The following is a 17,072-nucleotide window of genomic DNA, read 5'->3' on the forward strand; positions in this document are numbered from 1 at the left end:
CGCGCCATGCTCAATCGACGCGCAGGGGCAATCGCAGGCCAGCGCCATGCGATGCTTTAACGGATCAAGGAAATGGTGCACCCGACGGGATTCGAACCCATGGCCCTTAGATTAGGAATCTAATGCTCTATCCTGCTGAGCTACGGGTGCCCGGCGACGGCTCTATTGCGCGTCGCGGTTCCGGTCAATTCTTAGCTTGCGGCGGAATCACCGGAAAAGGCAGCGGCGCCACCTCCACCCCTTCGGCAATCAGCGCCTTGGCTTCGGCCGGTGCGACTTCGCCATGGATGCTGGCGCGGTCCTGTTCGCCATAGTGCATGGCGCGAGCCTGCTCGGCAAAGCCGCGCCCGACCCAGGTCGAGCCTTCCAGCGCCTTGGCCTGCGCCTGCCCCAAGGCTTCGACCAGCGCCTGCATCTTCGCCTGATCGGCGACGTTCATCACCGGCGCGGTCGGCTCGGCCTGCGCGGATGGGGCGCGCTCGGCACGACTATTACCCTTGGCCCCCACGGCCGGCGCCATCACCGCCTTGGTCACATCCGCGTCGCCGCACATGGGACAAGTCAGCAACCCGCGCGCCTTCTGGTCGGCATAATCGGCGCTGGCCCCGAACCATGCTTCGAACACATGGCCCTGGCCCGCACATTTCAGGTCGAACACGATCACGAAACAGTCACGTCCTTCGGTATCATACGGCGGTTGGCGATGGCGGGCACGCGCCCGCGCACATCCCCTATGCGCGACAGGTCGATATCCGCAAGTGCCATCCCCGCTGTCTCGCCCATGTCGAGCAGAACCTCGCCCCACGGATCAATCACCACGCTATGGCCATAGGTGATGCGGCCATCCTCATGTTGCCCCACCTGCGCCGTCGCGATGACATAGCAACCCGCCTCGATCGCCCGCGCGCGCAGCAGTATATGCCAATGCGCCTGCCCCGTCGGCACGGTGAAGGCGGCCGGCGCCAGCAGGATCGTCGCGCCGGCATTGGTCAGCGCGCGATAGAGGTCGGGGAAGCGCATGTCGTAGCAGATGGAAAAGCCCATCCGCCCCCATGGCGTATCGCCCGCGACGACCTGCTCGCCCGGCCCATAGACAGAGGATTCGCGCCAGCTCTCCCCCGTCGCCAGATCGACGTCGAACAGGTGAATCTTGTCGTAGCGCGCCCGGATTTCGCCCGCATCGTCGATCAGGAAACTGCGATTGGCCCAGCGCCCGTCGGCCCGCTCCCCCTTCAGCGGCAGCGACCCGATATGCACCCACAGCCCTTCGCGCGCCGCAGCCTCCCGCACGGCGGCCAGCACCACATCCTCCGCTTCGTTGCGCAGCGTATTCGCCGCCCGCGCCCGGTCGCGGTCCAGACAGCCCGCCATTTCAGGCGTGAAGAGCATGTCCGCGCCCTCGCCCTTGGCCCGTTTCATCATCTCCACGATGGCGGCGGCGTTGGCGGCGGGATCGACCCCGCTGGTCATCTGGAACAGGGCAGCGCGCAACTTGCTCATAGGCCCAGCAAGGCGTCCAGCTTGCCCGCGCGGTTCAGCGCGGACAGATCGTCGCTGCCGCCGACATGGGCGCCATCGATGAAGATTTGCGGCACGCTGGTGCGGCCGGGCGCGCGCTCCAGCATTTCCTCACGCTTGGGACCACCCATCGTGATATCATATTCCTCGAACGCCACGCCCTTGTCGGTCAGCAGCGCCTTGGCCCGCGCGCAATAGCCGCACCAGTCCTTGGTATAGATTTCGACTTTCGCCATGATATCCGGAAACTCCTTTCCCCCGAAATTGGGGTAAAGCAGCGCTTTGTCAATCGACGGCGTCCGGCAACACCCGCGCCCAGCACAGCAGCCGCACCTCCGTCGCACCGCCGCGCTTCAGCATCTTCGCGCAGGCCGCCGCCGTCGCCCCGCTGGTATGGACATCGTCGATCAATAATATGCGCCGGCCCTTCACGCCCCGCCCTTCCCCCAGCGCGAAGGCGCCACGCACCATCTTCGCCCGCGCCTTCGGATTCAGGCCCCTGAGTGGCGCGGTGCGCTTCACCCGCCGCAACGCCTGCTTCTCCACCGGCCATCCTGTCAGCCGCCCCAGATGATCCGCAATCAGTGCCGACTGGTTGAAGCCCCTGCTCCACAAGCGCCAGCGATGCAGCGGAACCGGCACGATCAGCGCTTCCTGATCCCCCGCATGACGCAGCATCTGCCGCGCGATCAGCCGGGCGAGGCCGATGCGCCGCCCATATTTCAGCCGCAGCGCCACCGTCCGCGCCACATCGCCATAGGCCAGCACCGCCCTCGCGCTATCCCATGGCGGCGGATCGGCCATGCAGGCGCCGCACTCCGCGCCCTCGCCCATGTCGTGCGGGAACGGAACACCGCAACGCGCGCAGCAGGGTTCCCCCAGCATCACCATCCCACCCCAGCAGGACAGGCAGAAAGCGAAATCCTCGGCCACGATGGCACCGCAGCCGGGGCAGCGCGGCGGCAGCGCATAATCGACCGCAGGCTGCAAAAGCCCCTTGAGAAGCGAGAGGACAGGCATCATCTGCCTTGTCCGCACTTCGCGCCCGATGCACAAGGCCCGCCATGGACTCCCGCCCCGACATTTTCGACCGCGCACGCCGCGCACGCAATCGCGACCGCATGCTTCCCGCCTTTGCCGAGTATGACTTTCTGCATCGCGCGATGCTGAACGAACTGCTCGACCGGCTGGCCGATGTGCAGCGCGATTTGCCTGAAGTGCTGCTGGTCGGCTGCCCCGATGGCAGCGCGAAGGCTGCACTGGAAGCCATGGGCAAGCGCGTCGCCTGCGCCGATCCCGGCTTTCTGGCGGCCAGGGCGGGAGGCGGGGTGCAGGCGGACGAAGACGCTCTGCCCTTCGCCGACGACAGTTTCGACCTCATCATCGCCTGTGGCACGCTCGACAGCGTCAACGACCTGCCCGGCGCGCTGATCCTGATGCGCCGCGTGCTGCGCCCCGACGGGCTGATGCTGGCCGCCTTCACCGGCGCGGGCAGCCTGCCCCGCCTCAAGGCCGCCCTGCTCGCGGCCGAAGGCGATCGCCCCGGCCAGCATGTCCATCCGCAGGTCGATGTGCGCTCTGCCGGCGACCTGCTCAGCCGCGCGGGCTTCACCATGCCGGTCGCGGACGGCGACATGCTGAACATCCGCTATGGCGATGTGGTGCGGCTGATGCATGACCTGCGCTTCATGGGCGCTGGCAATGCGCTGGCGACACGCGCCCCCGTCCTGAACCGCAATGTCCTGATGCGCGCAGCGAGCCATTTCGCCGACGCCGCCGATCCGGATGGCCGCACCGCAGAGCAGGTGGCGATCATCTACCTGTCCGGCTGGAAACCCGATCCCAGCCAGGCCGCGCCGGCCAAACGCGGCAGCGCCACGGTGTCGCTCGCGGCGGCGCTCAAGGGGAAGGGTTGATCCTTCCCCCGCGCGCGCTCACTCGATGGTGACGCCCGCGACGCGCCATACACCGTCCTGCTTGTCCAGACTGACCGTTTCGATCGCGTCGGCCTTGTTGGCGTAGCTGGTACGAAATTTCACTACTTCATAGCCATAGGGCGGCGCAGGCAGATTTTCCTGACTGAGGAAGGTACGGGACACAACAGCGCCCAGCGGCACCCTGACCTTTTCCGACGTATCGGCCCAGACTTTCGCTGTATTCATCTTGCGAAAGGAAGCTGTCGTTCCGCGATAGCTGTCGTCCCATTTCCCCTGATCCACCAGCGCCAGCCATTGGCGGGCCGCGTCCACCACCTGGGGGTCGGTTACCGCGCTGGCAGTAACGGGGGCGGTCTGCGCGGCTGGTATATTCTGCGGCGTAGCGGCCAATGCCAGCAGGCCAAGAACGAATATCATGAGCGTTACTCCGATGATGATCCGGGCAGGGCGAACCGCCTGCCCCGCGCCGCCGGTCGGCGCCGCATCCTGATCGGCCGGAGTGGCCGCCGCATCTTCCCCTATTTCCGTGTCCCCGATCAAATGGGGGATCGCCATACCCAGCCCGTCGCCCTCTGCCTCCAGCAGCAGTCGGGCCGCCTCGCGACTGCTCGACACCGCCATCTTGCGCCGCGCATCGCGCAACCGCTCGTTGATCGTGTGAACCGAAAGGCCCAGACTGCGCGCGATCGATTTGGCATCATGGCCACGCACGATCAGGCGCAGCGTCTGCTTCTCCTTCTCGGTCAGCGCCCAGCCCATATCCGTCATCTGCATGCTCATAGGGTGGAAACCTAAGTCCCCCCGACAATAGCAGCTACCCCCAAAAATTTGTATTGAAGTCGCAGAGGCACGCAGCTCTGACTGCTCAAGCACCTGTCCTATATCGCCTCGGTCATGATAAGCCATGGAACCCGGTTCGATCACCCGATCCACCGCCCCATCAGATAGGAAAGATAATGTCCTACTCCGCACATATTATGTCAAAATCGGCGGGAAATGTGCGAAGTTAACGGCCGCCATCAACCGACTGCCGCGTCCCCAACCGTCGGCATATCTTCCACGACCCTCGATGCCCAGCCTTCGCCATCATGGGCATATTCGACATGGCTCGCGCGGCGGAAGGCCGCGCCGTCCCACACGATCACCTGCAACTCGATCTCGTTGTTGCGGCGGACATGCAGCCAGTTGAAACTTTGCGGCTCAGCGTTGCGCAGCCGGGTCGAGGTGGCGGTCCCCGCCTGAATCACCAGCGCGCCGCCACTATGTTCGACCATCTTTTGTGCCGCCTCCGCATAGGTGCGGTGGAAATGGCCAGCCAGCGCCAGATGCACACCGGTCTCGCACGCGGCCTTCACCGCATCGTCATGCCGGCCGACAGCCTCGCTCAGTTCGCCACCCTTGCCGATCGGCATGGCGAACAGCGGATGATGGGTGACGAGGATGCGGGTCTTGTCCGGCGGTACCTTCGCGAAACGATCGCGCAGCAGGTCCATCTGGTCATGGTTGATCCGCCCGTCCTTGATCGTCAGCGACCGGGCCGTGTTGATCCCCAGGATCGCGACCTCCCGATCCTCATAGAAAGGGCAGAGGTCATTGCTGATATAGCGTTTGTAGCGCGCCAGCGGCCGCGTGAAACGCCGCACTACATCATAGAGCGGCACATCATGATTGCCCGGCACCACCAGCGTCTTCAGCCCCGCGCCATGCAGCCGGTTGAGCCAGGCGGCAGCCTGCCGGAACTGCTCCACCCGCGCCCGCTGGGTGAAATCGCCGCTGATGACGATCAGGTCGGGCCGACGTTCCTCCAGCCAGGCGGTGGCGGCGTCCACGATCTTGCGATCATTGGCGCCAAAGTGAATGTCGGACAGATGTGCGATGCGAGCCATGCCGAAGTAACGATTGCACGCCACAGGGTTTCCCAACGGACCCGAAACCCTTCCTGCGGAGTTATTGCGGCATGGAAACGAAACCGCTCCCCAAGGACGCCATATTGGTCGTCAACGCCCATAGCCGACGCGGGCAGGATGTTTTCGCGCAGGCCAAGGAAAAACTGGAGGCTGCCGGCGTTGGCCTGATCGCCGCCCATGCGGTGGAAGACCCGGAACGGATGGCCGCCACCGTCCGCGAAGCCGTGGAAAGCGGCGCGCCGATGGTGATCGTCGGCGGCGGCGACGGCTCCATGTCGGGCACGGTGGACGAACTGGTCGGCAAGGATTGCGTCTTTGGCGTGCTGCCACTCGGCACCGCGAACAGCTTCGCCCGGACGCTCGGCCTGCCGCTCGATCTTGATGGCGCGGTGCAGGCGATCGCCACCGGCCAGCGTCGCCGCGTCGACCTCGGCATGATCGACCAAGATTATTTCGTCAACGCCGCCTCGCTGGGCCTCTCGCCGATGATCGGGCGGACGGTGCCGCACAAGCTGAAACGCTATCTGGGGCGGATCGGCTATCTGATGTGGGCCGTGAAATGCTCGGTCGGCTTCCGCGCCTTCCGCCTGACGATCGACGATGGCGAGAAGGAGCGGCGCATGTGGTCAACAGAGGTGCGCATCCTCAACGGCCCCTATCATGGCGGCGTCGAACTGTCCGACCATGCCGATGTCGATACTGGCGAAATCGTGGTGCAGGCCGTCGTCGGCCGCAGCAAACCGCGCCTCGCCTGGGACTGGTATGCCAAATTCTTCAAACTGCGCGACCGTAACGCGCATACCGAGGAGTTTCACGGCCGCTCCTTCAGGATCGACACCGTGCCCCGCCAGCGTATCTCGATCGACGGCGAGGTGCTGGCGAAGACGCCCGTCACGGTGAAGGTCGCGGCGGGCGCGATCGATGTCGCCGTGCCGGCCGCCTAGGGACGGATGCTTGCCAAATCGGCAAGGCGCGGCAAGAAGGCGTCACGCAAGGCCAATGTGAGGATCCATGCCCCAATATCCGGACCAGATCCGCAAATTATGGAAATCGGACCTGTTCCGCCTGATGCGGATGATCGTTTCCCCCCAGGCACGCGCCAAATTCCACGTTGCCCCCGGCCCGGCGCCATCGACGCTGGTCGAGCCCCGGCATAGCGACCATCGCTATCGCAATCCGGTCGACCTGCGCGTCCGCGACGTGCCGATCCGCCGCGCCCTCGTCATCGGCTCCTGCCTCGCACAGGCCTATGCCGACTATCGCGGCTTCGCGCCGCATTTCGACTGCGATTTCGTCCTTGCCAACTTCGCGTATGAATTGCCGGCCACCCCGCCCCGCCCGGTCGCAGACTATGACTTTCAGCTGGTCAGCCCCGCCTATCGGGTGATCGTGCCGGAATATGGCTTCTTCACCATCCCCTATAGCGACCTTGCGGGTTATGAGCGCTTCTTCGCGGAATGTTGCGACCGGCTCGATATGATGCTGGCCTCGCTGCTGGCCTGGAACCGCGACCACCAACTGCTCAGCTTCGTCACCAATTTCCTCGTACCGCAGCAAAATCCGATGGGCCGCCTTCTCCCGTCCCACGACCTGCGCAACCCGGCCTTTTTCGTCGAACGGCTGAACGAGCATCTACATCGGCGCCTGACCGATTATCCCAACGCCCATATGATCGACATCGCCGCTATCGCGCGCAATTTCGGCCAGAAGCTGATCCAGGACGATCATGTCTGGCACCAGTCCCATGGCAGCTATCTGGGCGACTGGGATCATGAAGTGGATGGCGGCCGGATCGAACCGACCTATCCCGCCAGCCATTTCTACCCACTCAAGACCTCGCTCTTCTTCAAGGCCGTGTGGGAAGAAATTGGCGGCGCCTATCGCATCATCCACCAGATTGATCCGGTGAAGATGGTCGTGGTCGATCTGGACGATACATTGTGGCGCGGCGTCATGGCCGAAGACGCCCTCAGCCATACCGAACCGCTGGAGGGCTGGCCGCTGGGCGTCATTGATGCGCTCGCAACGCTGCGCAAGCGCGGGCTGCTGCTAGCGATCCTGAGCAAGAATGAAGAGGCCAAGGTCGAGGCTTTATGGCCGGACGTCCTGCGCCCGATCTTCCCCCTCTCCGCCTTTGCCAGCCGCCGGATCAACTGGCGGCCCAAGGCGGAAAATATGGCAGAACTGCTGAAGGAGACGAACCTCCTGCCGAAAAATGTCGTCTTCATCGACGATAATCCGGTCGAGCGCGCGGCGATGAAGGCGGCCTGGCCCGACATTCGCGTGCTGGGCGATCACCCCTATCTGCTGCGCCGCATCCTGCTCTGGGCGCCTGAAACACAGGTGCCTGCCATCACCGCGGAATCCGCGAACCGTACCGATATGATCCAGGCGCAGATCGTACGCGACACCGCCCGCAGCAGCATGACCCGCGAGACATTCCTGGCCGAACTGAACGTGCGGATCACGCCAGTCACGATCCACGATGTCCGCCATGCGCTGTTCCCGCGCGCGCTGGAACTCATCAACAAGACCAACCAGTTCAACACCACCGGCGAGCGCTGGACGATGGAACGGCTGGCCGCGCTATTCGATAGCGGCGGGCATCTGGCAACCTTTGCCGTGACCGACAAATTCTCTGCCTATGGCACCGTCGTCGTCGCCATCCTGGCGCCGATGCAGATCGTACAGATGGTCATGAGTTGCCGGGTAATCGGTCTGGGCGTCGAACAGGCGGCACTGGCCTGGATCATCGGCACGATGCGGCCGGACGGCGATATCCGCCTGACGGCGCCACTGATCGAAACGAAGGATAATCTGCCCGCGCGCGATCTCTATCGCCAGGCCGGCTTCACGCAGCAGGGCGACCAATGGATTTTGGATGGTACCTGCGCCGCCATACCCGCCCATATCCGTATCGAAGGCGACGCCAAGGCTGCGGCCATCGCCTGAACCCACGAAAAAGGGGCCGGAAAACCGGCCCCTTCCCTGTTTTTCGTATTCCGAAGAAACTTAGCGCTTCGAGAACTGGAAGCTACGACGGGCCTTGGCCTTACCGTACTTCTTACGCTCGACGACACGGCTGTCGCGAGTCAGGAAGCCTTCGGCCTTGACCGCGCTGCGCAGCGCCGGTTCGTACTTCGACAGCGCCTGGGCGATGCCGTGCTTCACGGCGCCGGCCTGACCCGACAGACCGCCGCCCTTGACGGTGGCGATCACGTCATACTGACCTTCACGCTCGGTCACGCCAAACGGCTGGTTGATCACCAGACGCAGGGTCGGACGGGCGAAATAGATTTCCTGATCGCGGCCGTTGACCGTGATCTTGCCGGTGCCGGGCTTGACCCACACACGGGCAACGGCATCCTTACGACGGCCGGTGGCGTAGGCGCGACCGAGGTTGTCGATTTCCTGATCGCGCAGCGGAGCCGAAGGCTGAACCGGAGCGGCAGCGACGGGCGCTTCGCCTTCCACGGCGGCCGGAGCGGCAGCCACGGGAGCGTTCGCAGCGATCGCCGCGAGGTCGGACAGGGACTGGCGGTTATCGGACATTATGCACCCACCTTGTTCTTGCGGTTGCGCGACGCGAAATCGAGCACTTCGGGGTTCTGGGCTTCATGGGCGTGTTCGGCACCAGCGAAAATGCGCAGGTTGCGCATCTGCTGACGGCCCAGCGGACCACGGGGGATCATACGCTCGACGGCCTTTTCCAGGACGCGCTCGGGGAAACGGCCTTCCAGGATCTTCTGGGGGGTGGTTTCCTTGATGCCGCCGGCATAACCGGTGTGCTTGTAGTAAACCTTGTCGGTCAGCTTGCGACCGGTGAACTTCACCTTGCCGGCGTTGATGATGATGACATTGTCACCGCAATCGACGTGGGGCGTGAAGCTGGTCTTGTGCTTGCCGCGCAGGATATTCGCGACGGTCGAGGCGAGGCGACCCACGACGAGGCCTTCGGCGTCGATCAGGATCCACTTCTTTTCGACCGTTGCCGGGGTTGCCGGCTTGGTGGTCTTCATCAGCGCCTTCATGGTGCCAATACTCCAGATGAAAAATGAAACCGGGCGCCGTTACCGACACCCGGAAGTGGGGCGCTAATGACGGGAGTGGCGCGGGAAGTCAAGAGATTCGGGGCGTTTTGCGGCGGGTAAAATAATACCACCGTCTATTCGGCCGGTGTCAGGGTGCGGCTTTCGACCAAAGGCTGCCCGCCCGCAATCAGGCTTCGCTCCTGACTTTCGACCAGGCCAGTGGCCCGCGACAGGCGATATTTGATCGAAACCTGCACGCCGTCCCCGGCCAGCTTTTCGTCCAGATCCAGCATGTCGCCATTCTGGCTGGCCAGCATCAGCGTGCCTTCCACCGGCACCGGACGAACGAGCGGCGACCCCGCCACGCTGCGCAATCCACGCCCCGCGCCACCTGCGACATCGCTACCGGCGAAAAGGAAGAGCGGCCGCAATTCACCCGATAGCAAAGACAGACGCCCTTCAACCGACAGGCCGTCGAACAGGGCGCGTACCTTTTGCGCCGCCTGCTGGCGCTCGCTCCCCGGCTCGGCGGCCACGGCATCGACGCCGGCGCGCACCTTGGTCCAGATCGCGTCTTCATCGTCCAGCGCCACGACCTTGCCTTGCCCGTCCAGCCGGAAGCGCATGGGGATCCCGACCAACGGCCCTAATGCCGAGCGGTAGGGCTGCGCGCCCGATGCCGCAGCGTCCGTGTCGATTGCCCGCAGCGTAACGGTAAGGGCATAGCCCTCTCCCGCCCGCTCGAACCGCAGTTCGCGCGTCGCGGTGAAAGCACTGACCTTCCCCGCCACCGGCCGATGTTGCTCGATCCGGTAGGTCAGTGCCCGATCGATCGGTGGCGCGAAGGGAATGGCGATCGTCTGCGCCGCGACCGGCTGCGCCAGCGCGGCCGCAAAAATGGCCAGCAACGTCCTCAACGGCGCGCGCCCACGGCATGCGCGCCCCAGGCGGCGGCGGCCACGACCAGCGCACCAACAGCCTGATGCAGCACCGCCAGCGGCAGGACGATGCCGCTGACGACGGTGGCGATACCGAGCAATATCTGCGTCCCCAGCGCCGCATTGATGGCGATCGACGCGCCGCGCTGTCCCGCCTTCTTGGCCCGGCGCGCCAGCAGGATCAGCATTACGGCGGCAACCCAGGCCCACCAGCGATGCAGGAAATGGACGAGATAGGGATCGCTCGATACGGTGGTCCAAAGCGACCCCATCCAACTGATTCCTTCCGGCACCAGATGGTCGTTCATCAACGGCCAGGTGTTGGACACATAGCCCGCGTCCAGCCCGGCCGTGAAGGCGCCCAGCATCAGTTGCACCAGCAGGACCAGCAGCACCGCCAGCGCGAACGGGGTCAGCACCGCCGGCCGCGCCGCACCGGAGCGCACCAGCGCGCGCAGGTCGAGCGCCGTCCAGATCAGGCCACCGATGATGAACAGCGCCGTCAGCAGATGGACGGCCAGCCGATAATGGCTGACATCGGTGCGCACCGACAGGCCCGACTTCACCATCCACCAGCCGATCGCGCCCTGCAACCCGCCCAAAGCGAGGAGTGCGACAAGCCGGGGACCATAGCCGGCGGGAATGGCGCGCCGCGCCGCGAACCAGATCAGCGGCAGCGCAAAGGCCACCCCGATCAACCGGCCGAGCAGTCGGTGCAGCCATTCCCAGAAGAAGATGAACTGAAAATCGGACAGGGTCATGCCCTGGCGCAATTGCTGATATTCAGGGATCTGCTGATAGAGACGGAACGCCTCCATCCACTGATCATGGGTCAGCGGCGGAATCGCGCCGGTAATCGGCTTCCACTGGGTGATCGACAGGCCGGATTCGGTCAGGCGCGTAATGCCGCCCACCACCACCATGCAGAAGACCAGAAACGCCACGACCAGCAACCAGCGGGCAATGGCGGCGGGGCGCGGAGCGCGAAACGAAACGGACGCTGTCATGGCCCGGTCCATGCGCCGATGCCAGTCCCTTTTCAAGCCATGCCGGCGCAGATCAGGCATGGACAAATTACCCCAGGGACTGGCAGTTGGGGAAACAAATCACGCCACGAGGCGTATCAAACTCACTTGGTTTAATGCAGGGATTTTCCATGACCGCCGCACCGACCGGCATAGCTGCGATGATCGCTGCACAGGGACCGGTCGGGGCTCTTACCGCTGCGCTGGACGACAGTTCCCCGCTTGGCCCGGTCGACCGCTGGTCGCCTATTCTGGTGTCCACTGTCCGCCTGATGCTGTCGTCGAAGGCAGAGATCGTCCTGTTCTGGGGGCCGCAATATTGCGCCCTTTATAATGAAACCTACGTCCCCACGATAGGCGACAAACATCCCCATGTACTGGGCCGCCCCGGCAGCGAAGGCTGGGCAGAGCTTTGGGATGATCTCGGCCCGCTGTTGCATACGGTGTATGAAGACGGCGAAACCGTCCACGCCAAGGATCGCCCTTTCTATATCGAGCGCGACAATGGGCGGGGCGAACATGTCTATTTTGACATCAGCTATTCGCCGGTATTTGAAGGCGACGGATCGATCGGCGGCGTCCTGTGCATCGTCAGCGAAACCACGCAGCGGGTGCTGGCCGAACGCGCGATGCTGGCCGAGCGCAACCGCCTCTGGGCACTGGCGCGCGACCCCTTCCTGATCGCAGACACCGCTGGCATCTGGCTTGCCGCCAGCCCCGCCTGGACCGACATATTAGGCTGGACCGAAGAGGATCTGATCGGTCGAACATCGCAATGGATGGAACATCCCGACGATATCGCGGCCACCCGAGGACGCATCGACGATCTGGCCCATGGCGAAACGGTGATGCGCTTCGACAATCGGTTCCGGGCGAAGGATGGCAGCTATCGCACCTTCAGCTGGACCGCCGTGCCGGAGGGCGACATCATCTATTGCGTCGCCCGCGATGTGACCGACCAGCGCGCCCACGCCCGCACGCTGGCCGCTACCGAAGCCGCCTTGCGACAGGCGCAGAAGATGGAGACGCTGGGGCAGTTGACCGGCGGCGTGGCGCATGATTTCAACAATCTGTTGCAGATCGTGACCGGCAATCTGGAATTGTTGCAACGCGCCCTGCCCGCCGATGCCCGGCGGCTGCACAATATGGTGTCGCGCGCCGCAGCCGGTGCGGACCGGGCAACCATATTGACGCAGCGACTTCTTGCCTTCGCCCGACGCCAACCGCTTGCCCCGCGCCCGACCGACCCCAATCTGCTGATCACCGGCATGTCGGACATGCTGCACCGGACGCTGGGGGAGACGATCCGGGTCACGACGATCGAAACGCCGCAAAGCTGGCCGATCGAGGTCGACGTCAACCAGATGGAAAATGCGCTGCTCAATCTGGCTGTCAATGCACGCGATGCCATGCCGGATGGCGGCCGATTGACGATCGAGGTCGCCAATCGGGTCATCGAAACCGAGCTAGACGGCGACCTGACGCCGGGCGCCTATGTGGTGATTTGCGTATCGGACACGGGCGAAGGCATGGATGCGGACACGCTGGCGCAGGCGATCGAACCTTTCTTCACCACCAAGGAGGTTGGGCGCGGTACCGGCCTTGGCCTGTCGATGGTCTATGGCTTCATCAAACAGTCGGGCGGCCATATGCGCGTTCAGTCGCAACCCGAACAGGGCACCAGCGTTCGCCTCTATCTCCCCCGCCATCATGGCAGCGCCGCGGCCAATGATGCGCAGGATGTACCGTCCACACCACTGCGTGGCGGTGCCGAGACGATCCTGCTGTGTGAGGATGATGACAATGTCCGCGCCTATTCGCTCGAAGTGCTGCGTGACCTTGGCTATGATGTGATCGCCGCCAGCGACGGCCCCGCCGCCCTCACCGCGTTGGAGACGGCGGAGCGGCCGGTCGACCTGCTCTTCACCGATGTGGTGCTGCCCGGCGGCATGACCGGCGCCGATCTCAGCCGTACCGCCCGGACCCGCTGGCCCGACCTCAAGATATTGTTCACCACCGGTTATGCCCGCGACGCCATCGTCCATCATGGCCGACTGGACGCGGGCGTGGACCTGCTCACCAAGCCCTTTGGCTATGCCGATCTGGCCGCGAAGATTCGCGAGGTGCTGGATCGGGCGGAAGAGCGGACCGAAGGAGTGGCCTGAAGACTCAGGCTATAGTTGCTTTCCATGCCGCCACCAGATCACGCCCGCGCTGGCCGACCGTCGCGGCATCGTCGCCCGGCCTGTAAAGCGCGCCGCCGACTCCAATTCCTTCGCAGCCGCCTGCCAGCCACTGGCCGATCGTATCCGCGCCCGTGCCACCCACGGCCCAGACACCGACATGTTTCGGCAGAACATCCTTGACCGCCTTCACATAGGCTGCGCCCAGTTGCGCCGCCGGAAACAATTTGATGCGCTTCGCGCCCGCCGCGATCGCGGCAAAGGCTTCGCTGGGCGTCATGAAGCCGGGGAGCAATTCCAGCCCCAGTTCGGCACCGCGCGCAATGACGGCAGGATTGGTGTTGGGCGTCACCATGATGCGCCCGCCTGCGCCATGCAATTGCTCGACCGCCTCGATGCCCAGCACCGTACCCCCACCGATCAATGCGCGGTCGCCGAACGCATCCTGCATCGCCGCGATGCTCTGCAGTGGCTCGGGCGAATTGAATGGCACCTCAAGGATGCGGATGCCCGCTTCGACCAGCGCCGCGCTGACGTCGATCGCCTCTTCAGGCTTGATGCCACGCAGAATGGCGCAGACCGGCGGCGCGCCGTCGGCCAGCAATTCGTCGAGCGTCATACCGTCAATTCTCCTGCAAAACCAAGGCCCGCAAGCGCGCAGCCGTCACCATCCAGCGCACGAGACGCTATGCCCCGTGCGTCGAGCGCCTGCGCATAGCGGGCGGACAGGCGCTTGTCCCCGATCAGCACGGCACCGTCCGCGCCGCTCAGCGTGGTCATGATCTCCGCAATCTCGCAGCCGATCAGCAGGCCGGACAGATAGCCCAGCGCCCAGTCGGCGGAACGCCCACTACGCAGGCGCATCGTCCGCGCCGCGAACAACGACTGCAACAGCTTCGCATCGCCCGCGCGCGCCAGCCCTTCGGCAAAACCGACAGCCTCTTCGGCAGTATCGGCCATCTCGACCTTCGGTCCCAAGGTGGACCTGTCCCGCAGCAACGCGAACAGTTCGCCGGTCGGCATGGTGCGGAAGGCGACGATCCGACCATCCTCCACCAGCGACCATTTATTGTGCGTTCCGGGAAGCACGATCAGATGTCGGCCGACAGCCAGCGACGGATCTCGCACCAGAGCGCCGAATATCTGCGTTTCTTCGCCCCGCATGACATCGGGAATGCCGTCGGCATCCTCACAAGCAAGACCAGCCATGATGCTGAGCGGCACGCCCTGCCAGTCAAAGCGCACGGCCACCCCGCGCCAGTCATCCACATTGGCAGGACAGTCCGCATAGGGCGCCTCCATCCAACCATCACGCGCGCCAACCATGCCGCATAGCGTGATAGAATCAGGCGCACCATCCGCCATCCATGGGGCGATGGTTTCGGCGAAGGCCCCTGCGGCCCCACGGCCAACGACGCCGATGCCCGGACCGTCGCGGCGGGCGACGATCGCGCCCTCCTCGACGCGGAACAGCCGTAGCCGACTGGTCCCCCAATCGCCGATCACTGCAAAGCCGGTCATTGTGCCCCTCGCCCAACTTTATTTATGTTAGCGCTCACACTACCCCACTTCGGGTGCTTGAAATTCTATTTGTCTGAGTATATCAGGAGGGCGAGCGCGTCAACGCGCCATGCCCAATTTTTGCGTCAGGATGCCCCGATGAGCGATTCGCCCAAGACTGCCCCGAAGCTGCGCAGCCGCGCCTGGTTCGACAACCCAGACAATATCGACATGACCTCGCTCTATCTGGAGCGGTACCTCAACTTCGGCCTGTCTCTGGAAGAACTGCGCAGCGGCAAGCCGATCATCGGCATCGCCCAGACCGGCAGCGACCTGTCGCCCTGCAACCGCCATCATCTGGTGCTGGCCGAGCGCATGCGCGAGGGCATTCGCGAAATGGGCGGCATCGCGCTGGAATTTCCGGTCCACCCGATTCAGGAAACCGGCAAGCGCCCGACCGCCGGTCTTGACCGCAACTTGGCCTATCTGGGCCTGGTCGAAGCCATGTATGGCTATCCGCTCGACGGCGTGATCCTGACCAGCGGTTGCGACAAGACCACCCCGGCGCTGCTGATGGCCGCCGCCACCGTCAACATCCCGGCGATCGCCCTGTCGGTCGGTCCGATGCTGAACGGCTGGCACAAGGGTGAGCGCACCGGTTCGGGCACGATCGTGTGGCATGGCCGCCAGTTGCTGGCCGCCGGCAAGATTGACGACGAGGGCTTCATCAAGCTGGTCGCATCGTCCGCGCCGTCGACCGGTTTCTGCAACACGATGGGCACCGCCAGCACCATGAATGCGCTGGCCGAAGCACTGGGCATGATGCTGCCGGGCAGCGCGGCGATCCCTGCCCCCTATCGCGACCGTCAGGAAGCGGCCTGGCGCACCGGCAAGCGCATCGTGGAAATGGTGCATGAGGATCTGAAGCCCTCCGACATCATGACGCTCGACGCGTTCCACAACGCCATCGTCGCCAACTCGGCGATCGGCGGGTCGACCAACGCGCCGATCCACCTTGCCGCGATCGCCCGCCACATGGGCGTCGAGCTGCCGCTGAAGGATTGGGAGACGGTCGGTCACAAGGTGCCACTGCTGGTCAACATGCAGCCCGCCGGCGAATATCTGGGCGAGGATTATTACCGCGCTGGCGGCCTGCCCGCCGTCATCAGCCAGTTGATCGATCAGGGCCTGATCAAGGAAGGCGCCATGACCGTCAATGGCAAGACCATGGGCGAAAATTGCAAGGGCGTGGAGATTGAGGACGAAAAGGTCATCCGTCCGTTCAACCAGCCGCTGAAGGACGAAGCGGGCTTCCTGGTGCTGACCGGCAACCTGTTCGACGAAGCGGTCATGAAGACCAGCGTGATCAGCGACGAGTTCCGCCAGCGTTACCTGTCGAACCCCGACGATCCCGAAGCCTTTGAAGGCCCGGCGGTCGTGTTCGATGGTCCCGAAGACTATCACCACCGGATCGACGATCCGTCGGTCGGCATCACCGCCGACACGCTGATGTTCATGCGCGGCGCTGGCCCGATCGGCTATCCGGGCGCAGCGGAAGTCGTGAACATGCGTCCGCCCGCTTACCTGATCACCGAAGGCGTGTCCGCCCTGCCCTGCATCGGCGATGGCCGTCAGTCGGGCACGAGCGGCAGCCCTTCGATCCTGAACGCGTCGCCCGAAGCGGCGGCCATGGGTGGCCTCGCCCTGCTGGAAACCGGCGACCGCGTCCGCATGGACCTGAAGGCCGGCACGGTGAACGTGCTGATTTCCGACGAGGAACTGGAAGCCCGCCGCGCGAAGCTGGTGGCCGAGGGCGGCTTCAAATATCCCGCCTCGCAGACGCCGTGGCAGGAAATCCAGCGCTCGGTCGTGGGCCAGATGAACACCGGCGCCATCCTGGAAGGCGCGGAGAAATATCAGCGTATCGCCCAGACCATGGGCCTGCCGCGCGACAACCACTAATAGCCTCTTGAAAGGATGGGGCGGCACGCCATTTGTGCCGCCCCATCCTTCCGATTTCAGCATCATCCATG

17 protein-coding genes and 1 tRNA gene are annotated in these 17,072 nt (G+C 64.4%); 5 read left to right on the forward strand and 13 right to left on the reverse strand.

Going from position 1 to position 17,072, the window contains the following annotated elements:
• Positions 1-73: 73 nt before the first annotated feature.
• From RQH62_RS09650 to RQH62_RS09670, 5 genes are all read right to left on the reverse strand, one after another.
• Positions 74-150 (reverse strand) — tRNA-Arg (locus RQH62_RS09650).
• A 34-nt stretch (positions 151-184) separates the two neighbouring features.
• The gene (locus tag RQH62_RS09655; RefSeq protein WP_311268543.1) at positions 185-664 is read right to left on the reverse strand and encodes a DUF1178 family protein; all 480 of its coding nucleotides are present in this window, start codon (positions 662-664) and stop codon (positions 185-187) included.
• Positions 661-1,491: a carbon-nitrogen hydrolase family protein gene (locus tag RQH62_RS09660; protein WP_311268598.1), complete on the reverse strand. Its 831-nt coding sequence runs from the start codon at positions 1,489-1,491 to the stop codon at positions 661-663. Before RQH62_RS09660 ends, RQH62_RS09655 begins: the two co-directional genes overlap by 4 nt.
• A gap of 5 nt (positions 1,492-1,496) precedes the next feature.
• Positions 1,497-1,754 (reverse strand): glutaredoxin 3, encoded by a 258-nt coding sequence (gene grxC, locus RQH62_RS09665; protein WP_311268544.1) that lies wholly within the window; start codon positions 1,752-1,754, stop codon positions 1,497-1,499.
• A 49-nt stretch (positions 1,755-1,803) separates the two neighbouring features.
• Positions 1,804-2,541 (reverse strand): ComF family protein, encoded by a 738-nt coding sequence (locus tag RQH62_RS09670; RefSeq protein WP_311268545.1) that lies wholly within the window; start codon positions 2,539-2,541, stop codon positions 1,804-1,806.
• Between the two features lie 41 nt (positions 2,542-2,582).
• Between RQH62_RS09670 and RQH62_RS09675 the strand changes: the two genes are divergently transcribed.
• Complete coding sequence (locus tag RQH62_RS09675) at positions 2,583-3,434, forward strand: methyltransferase domain-containing protein (protein ID WP_311268546.1); 852 nt, start codon at positions 2,583-2,585, stop codon at positions 3,432-3,434.
• Between the two features lie 18 nt (positions 3,435-3,452).
• Here RQH62_RS09675 and RQH62_RS09680 read toward each other — a convergent pair whose 3' ends face one another.
• Positions 3,453-4,235, reverse strand: a complete 783-nt coding sequence (locus tag RQH62_RS09680; RefSeq protein ID WP_311268547.1) for a DUF4019 domain-containing protein — start codon at positions 4,233-4,235, stop codon at positions 3,453-3,455.
• Positions 4,236-4,474: 239 nt separating this feature from the next.
• Entirely contained in the window at positions 4,475-5,341 is an 867-nt protein-coding gene (locus tag RQH62_RS09685; RefSeq protein ID WP_311268548.1) for a metallophosphoesterase, read from the reverse strand.
• 71 nt (positions 5,342-5,412) lie between these two features.
• Between RQH62_RS09685 and RQH62_RS09690 the strand changes: the two genes are divergently transcribed.
• Complete coding sequence (locus tag RQH62_RS09690; protein WP_311268549.1) at positions 5,413-6,306, forward strand: YegS/Rv2252/BmrU family lipid kinase; 894 nt, start codon at positions 5,413-5,415, stop codon at positions 6,304-6,306.
• Between the two features lie 67 nt (positions 6,307-6,373).
• Complete coding sequence (locus RQH62_RS09695; RefSeq protein ID WP_311268550.1) at positions 6,374-8,314, forward strand: HAD-IIIC family phosphatase; 1,941 nt, start codon at positions 6,374-6,376, stop codon at positions 8,312-8,314.
• A 60-nt stretch (positions 8,315-8,374) separates the two neighbouring features.
• Here the strand turns inward: RQH62_RS09695 and rpsI are convergent, their stop codons facing one another.
• From rpsI to RQH62_RS09715, 4 genes are all read right to left on the reverse strand, one after another.
• Positions 8,375-8,914: a 30S ribosomal protein S9 gene (rpsI, locus tag RQH62_RS09700; RefSeq protein WP_311268551.1), complete on the reverse strand. Its 540-nt coding sequence runs from the start codon at positions 8,912-8,914 to the stop codon at positions 8,375-8,377.
• Positions 8,914-9,393: a 50S ribosomal protein L13 gene (rplM, locus tag RQH62_RS09705; protein ID WP_084438944.1), complete on the reverse strand. Its 480-nt coding sequence runs from the start codon at positions 9,391-9,393 to the stop codon at positions 8,914-8,916. Before rplM ends, rpsI begins: the two co-directional genes overlap by 1 nt.
• 134 nt (positions 9,394-9,527) lie before the next feature.
• Complete coding sequence (locus RQH62_RS09710) at positions 9,528-10,310, reverse strand: hypothetical protein (protein WP_311268552.1); 783 nt, start codon at positions 10,308-10,310, stop codon at positions 9,528-9,530.
• Complete coding sequence (locus RQH62_RS09715; protein ID WP_311268553.1) at positions 10,307-11,338, reverse strand: COX15/CtaA family protein; 1,032 nt, start codon at positions 11,336-11,338, stop codon at positions 10,307-10,309. The genes RQH62_RS09710 and RQH62_RS09715 overlap by 4 nt, the downstream gene beginning before the upstream one ends.
• Before the next feature lie 149 nt (positions 11,339-11,487).
• Here RQH62_RS09715 and RQH62_RS09720 point away from each other — a divergent pair, with 149 nt between their 5' ends.
• Positions 11,488-13,521, forward strand: coding sequence for an ATP-binding protein (locus RQH62_RS09720; protein ID WP_311268554.1), 2,034 nt, complete (start codon positions 11,488-11,490; stop codon positions 13,519-13,521).
• A gap of 4 nt (positions 13,522-13,525) precedes the next feature.
• Here the strand turns inward: RQH62_RS09720 and RQH62_RS09725 are convergent, their stop codons facing one another.
• Together RQH62_RS09725 and RQH62_RS09730 are read right to left on the reverse strand one after the other, a co-directional pair.
• A complete protein-coding gene (locus RQH62_RS09725; protein ID WP_311268555.1) occupies positions 13,526-14,158 on the reverse strand; it encodes a 2-dehydro-3-deoxy-6-phosphogalactonate aldolase in 633 nt (210 codons plus the stop codon).
• Positions 14,155-15,060, reverse strand: coding sequence for a 2-dehydro-3-deoxygalactonokinase (locus tag RQH62_RS09730; RefSeq protein ID WP_311268556.1), 906 nt, complete (start codon positions 15,058-15,060; stop codon positions 14,155-14,157). The genes RQH62_RS09725 and RQH62_RS09730 overlap by 4 nt, the downstream gene beginning before the upstream one ends.
• Before the next feature lie 138 nt (positions 15,061-15,198).
• On the opposite strand from RQH62_RS09730, the gene RQH62_RS09735 reads away from it, so the two are divergent.
• Positions 15,199-17,001, forward strand: coding sequence for an IlvD/Edd family dehydratase (locus tag RQH62_RS09735; RefSeq protein ID WP_311268557.1), 1,803 nt, complete (start codon positions 15,199-15,201; stop codon positions 16,999-17,001).
• Positions 17,002-17,072 lie beyond the last annotated feature (71 nt).

Origin of the sequence: Sphingobium sp. WCS2017Hpa-17 (assembly GCF_031843765.1) — a bacterium.
Taxonomy (GTDB): Bacteria; Pseudomonadota; Alphaproteobacteria; order Sphingomonadales; family Sphingomonadaceae; genus Sphingobium.

Bases quoted from the DNA above. Each gene is read 5' to 3' on its own strand.
- grxC (WP_311268544.1), bottom strand. From the start codon at position 1,754: ATGGCGAAAGTCGAAATCTATACCAAGGACTGGTGCGGCTATTGCGCG.
- RQH62_RS09670 (WP_311268545.1), bottom strand. From the start codon at position 2,541: ATGATGCCTGTCCTCTCGCTTCTCAAGGGGCTTTTGCAGCCTGCGGTC.
- RQH62_RS09675 (WP_311268546.1), top strand. From the start codon at position 2,583: ATGGACTCCCGCCCCGACATTTTCGACCGCGCACGCCGCGCACGCAAT.
- RQH62_RS09680 (WP_311268547.1), bottom strand. From the start codon at position 4,235: ATGAGCATGCAGATGACGGATATGGGCTGGGCGCTGACCGAGAAGGAG.
- RQH62_RS09685 (WP_311268548.1), bottom strand. From the start codon at position 5,341: ATGGCTCGCATCGCACATCTGTCCGACATTCACTTTGGCGCCAATGAT.
- RQH62_RS09690 (WP_311268549.1), top strand. From the start codon at position 5,413: ATGGAAACGAAACCGCTCCCCAAGGACGCCATATTGGTCGTCAACGCC.
- RQH62_RS09695 (WP_311268550.1), top strand. From the start codon at position 6,374: ATGCCCCAATATCCGGACCAGATCCGCAAATTATGGAAATCGGACCTG.
- rpsI (WP_311268551.1), bottom strand. From the start codon at position 8,914: ATGTCCGATAACCGCCAGTCCCTGTCCGACCTCGCGGCGATCGCTGCG.
- rplM (WP_084438944.1), bottom strand. From the start codon at position 9,393: ATGAAGGCGCTGATGAAGACCACCAAGCCGGCAACCCCGGCAACGGTC.
- RQH62_RS09715 (WP_311268553.1), bottom strand. From the start codon at position 11,338: ATGACAGCGTCCGTTTCGTTTCGCGCTCCGCGCCCCGCCGCCATTGCC.
- RQH62_RS09720 (WP_311268554.1), top strand. From the start codon at position 11,488: ATGACCGCCGCACCGACCGGCATAGCTGCGATGATCGCTGCACAGGGA.
- RQH62_RS09725 (WP_311268555.1), bottom strand. From the start codon at position 14,158: ATGACGCTCGACGAATTGCTGGCCGACGGCGCGCCGCCGGTCTGCGCC.
- RQH62_RS09730 (WP_311268556.1), bottom strand. From the start codon at position 15,060: ATGACCGGCTTTGCAGTGATCGGCGATTGGGGGACCAGTCGGCTACGG.
- RQH62_RS09735 (WP_311268557.1), top strand. From the start codon at position 15,199: ATGAGCGATTCGCCCAAGACTGCCCCGAAGCTGCGCAGCCGCGCCTGG.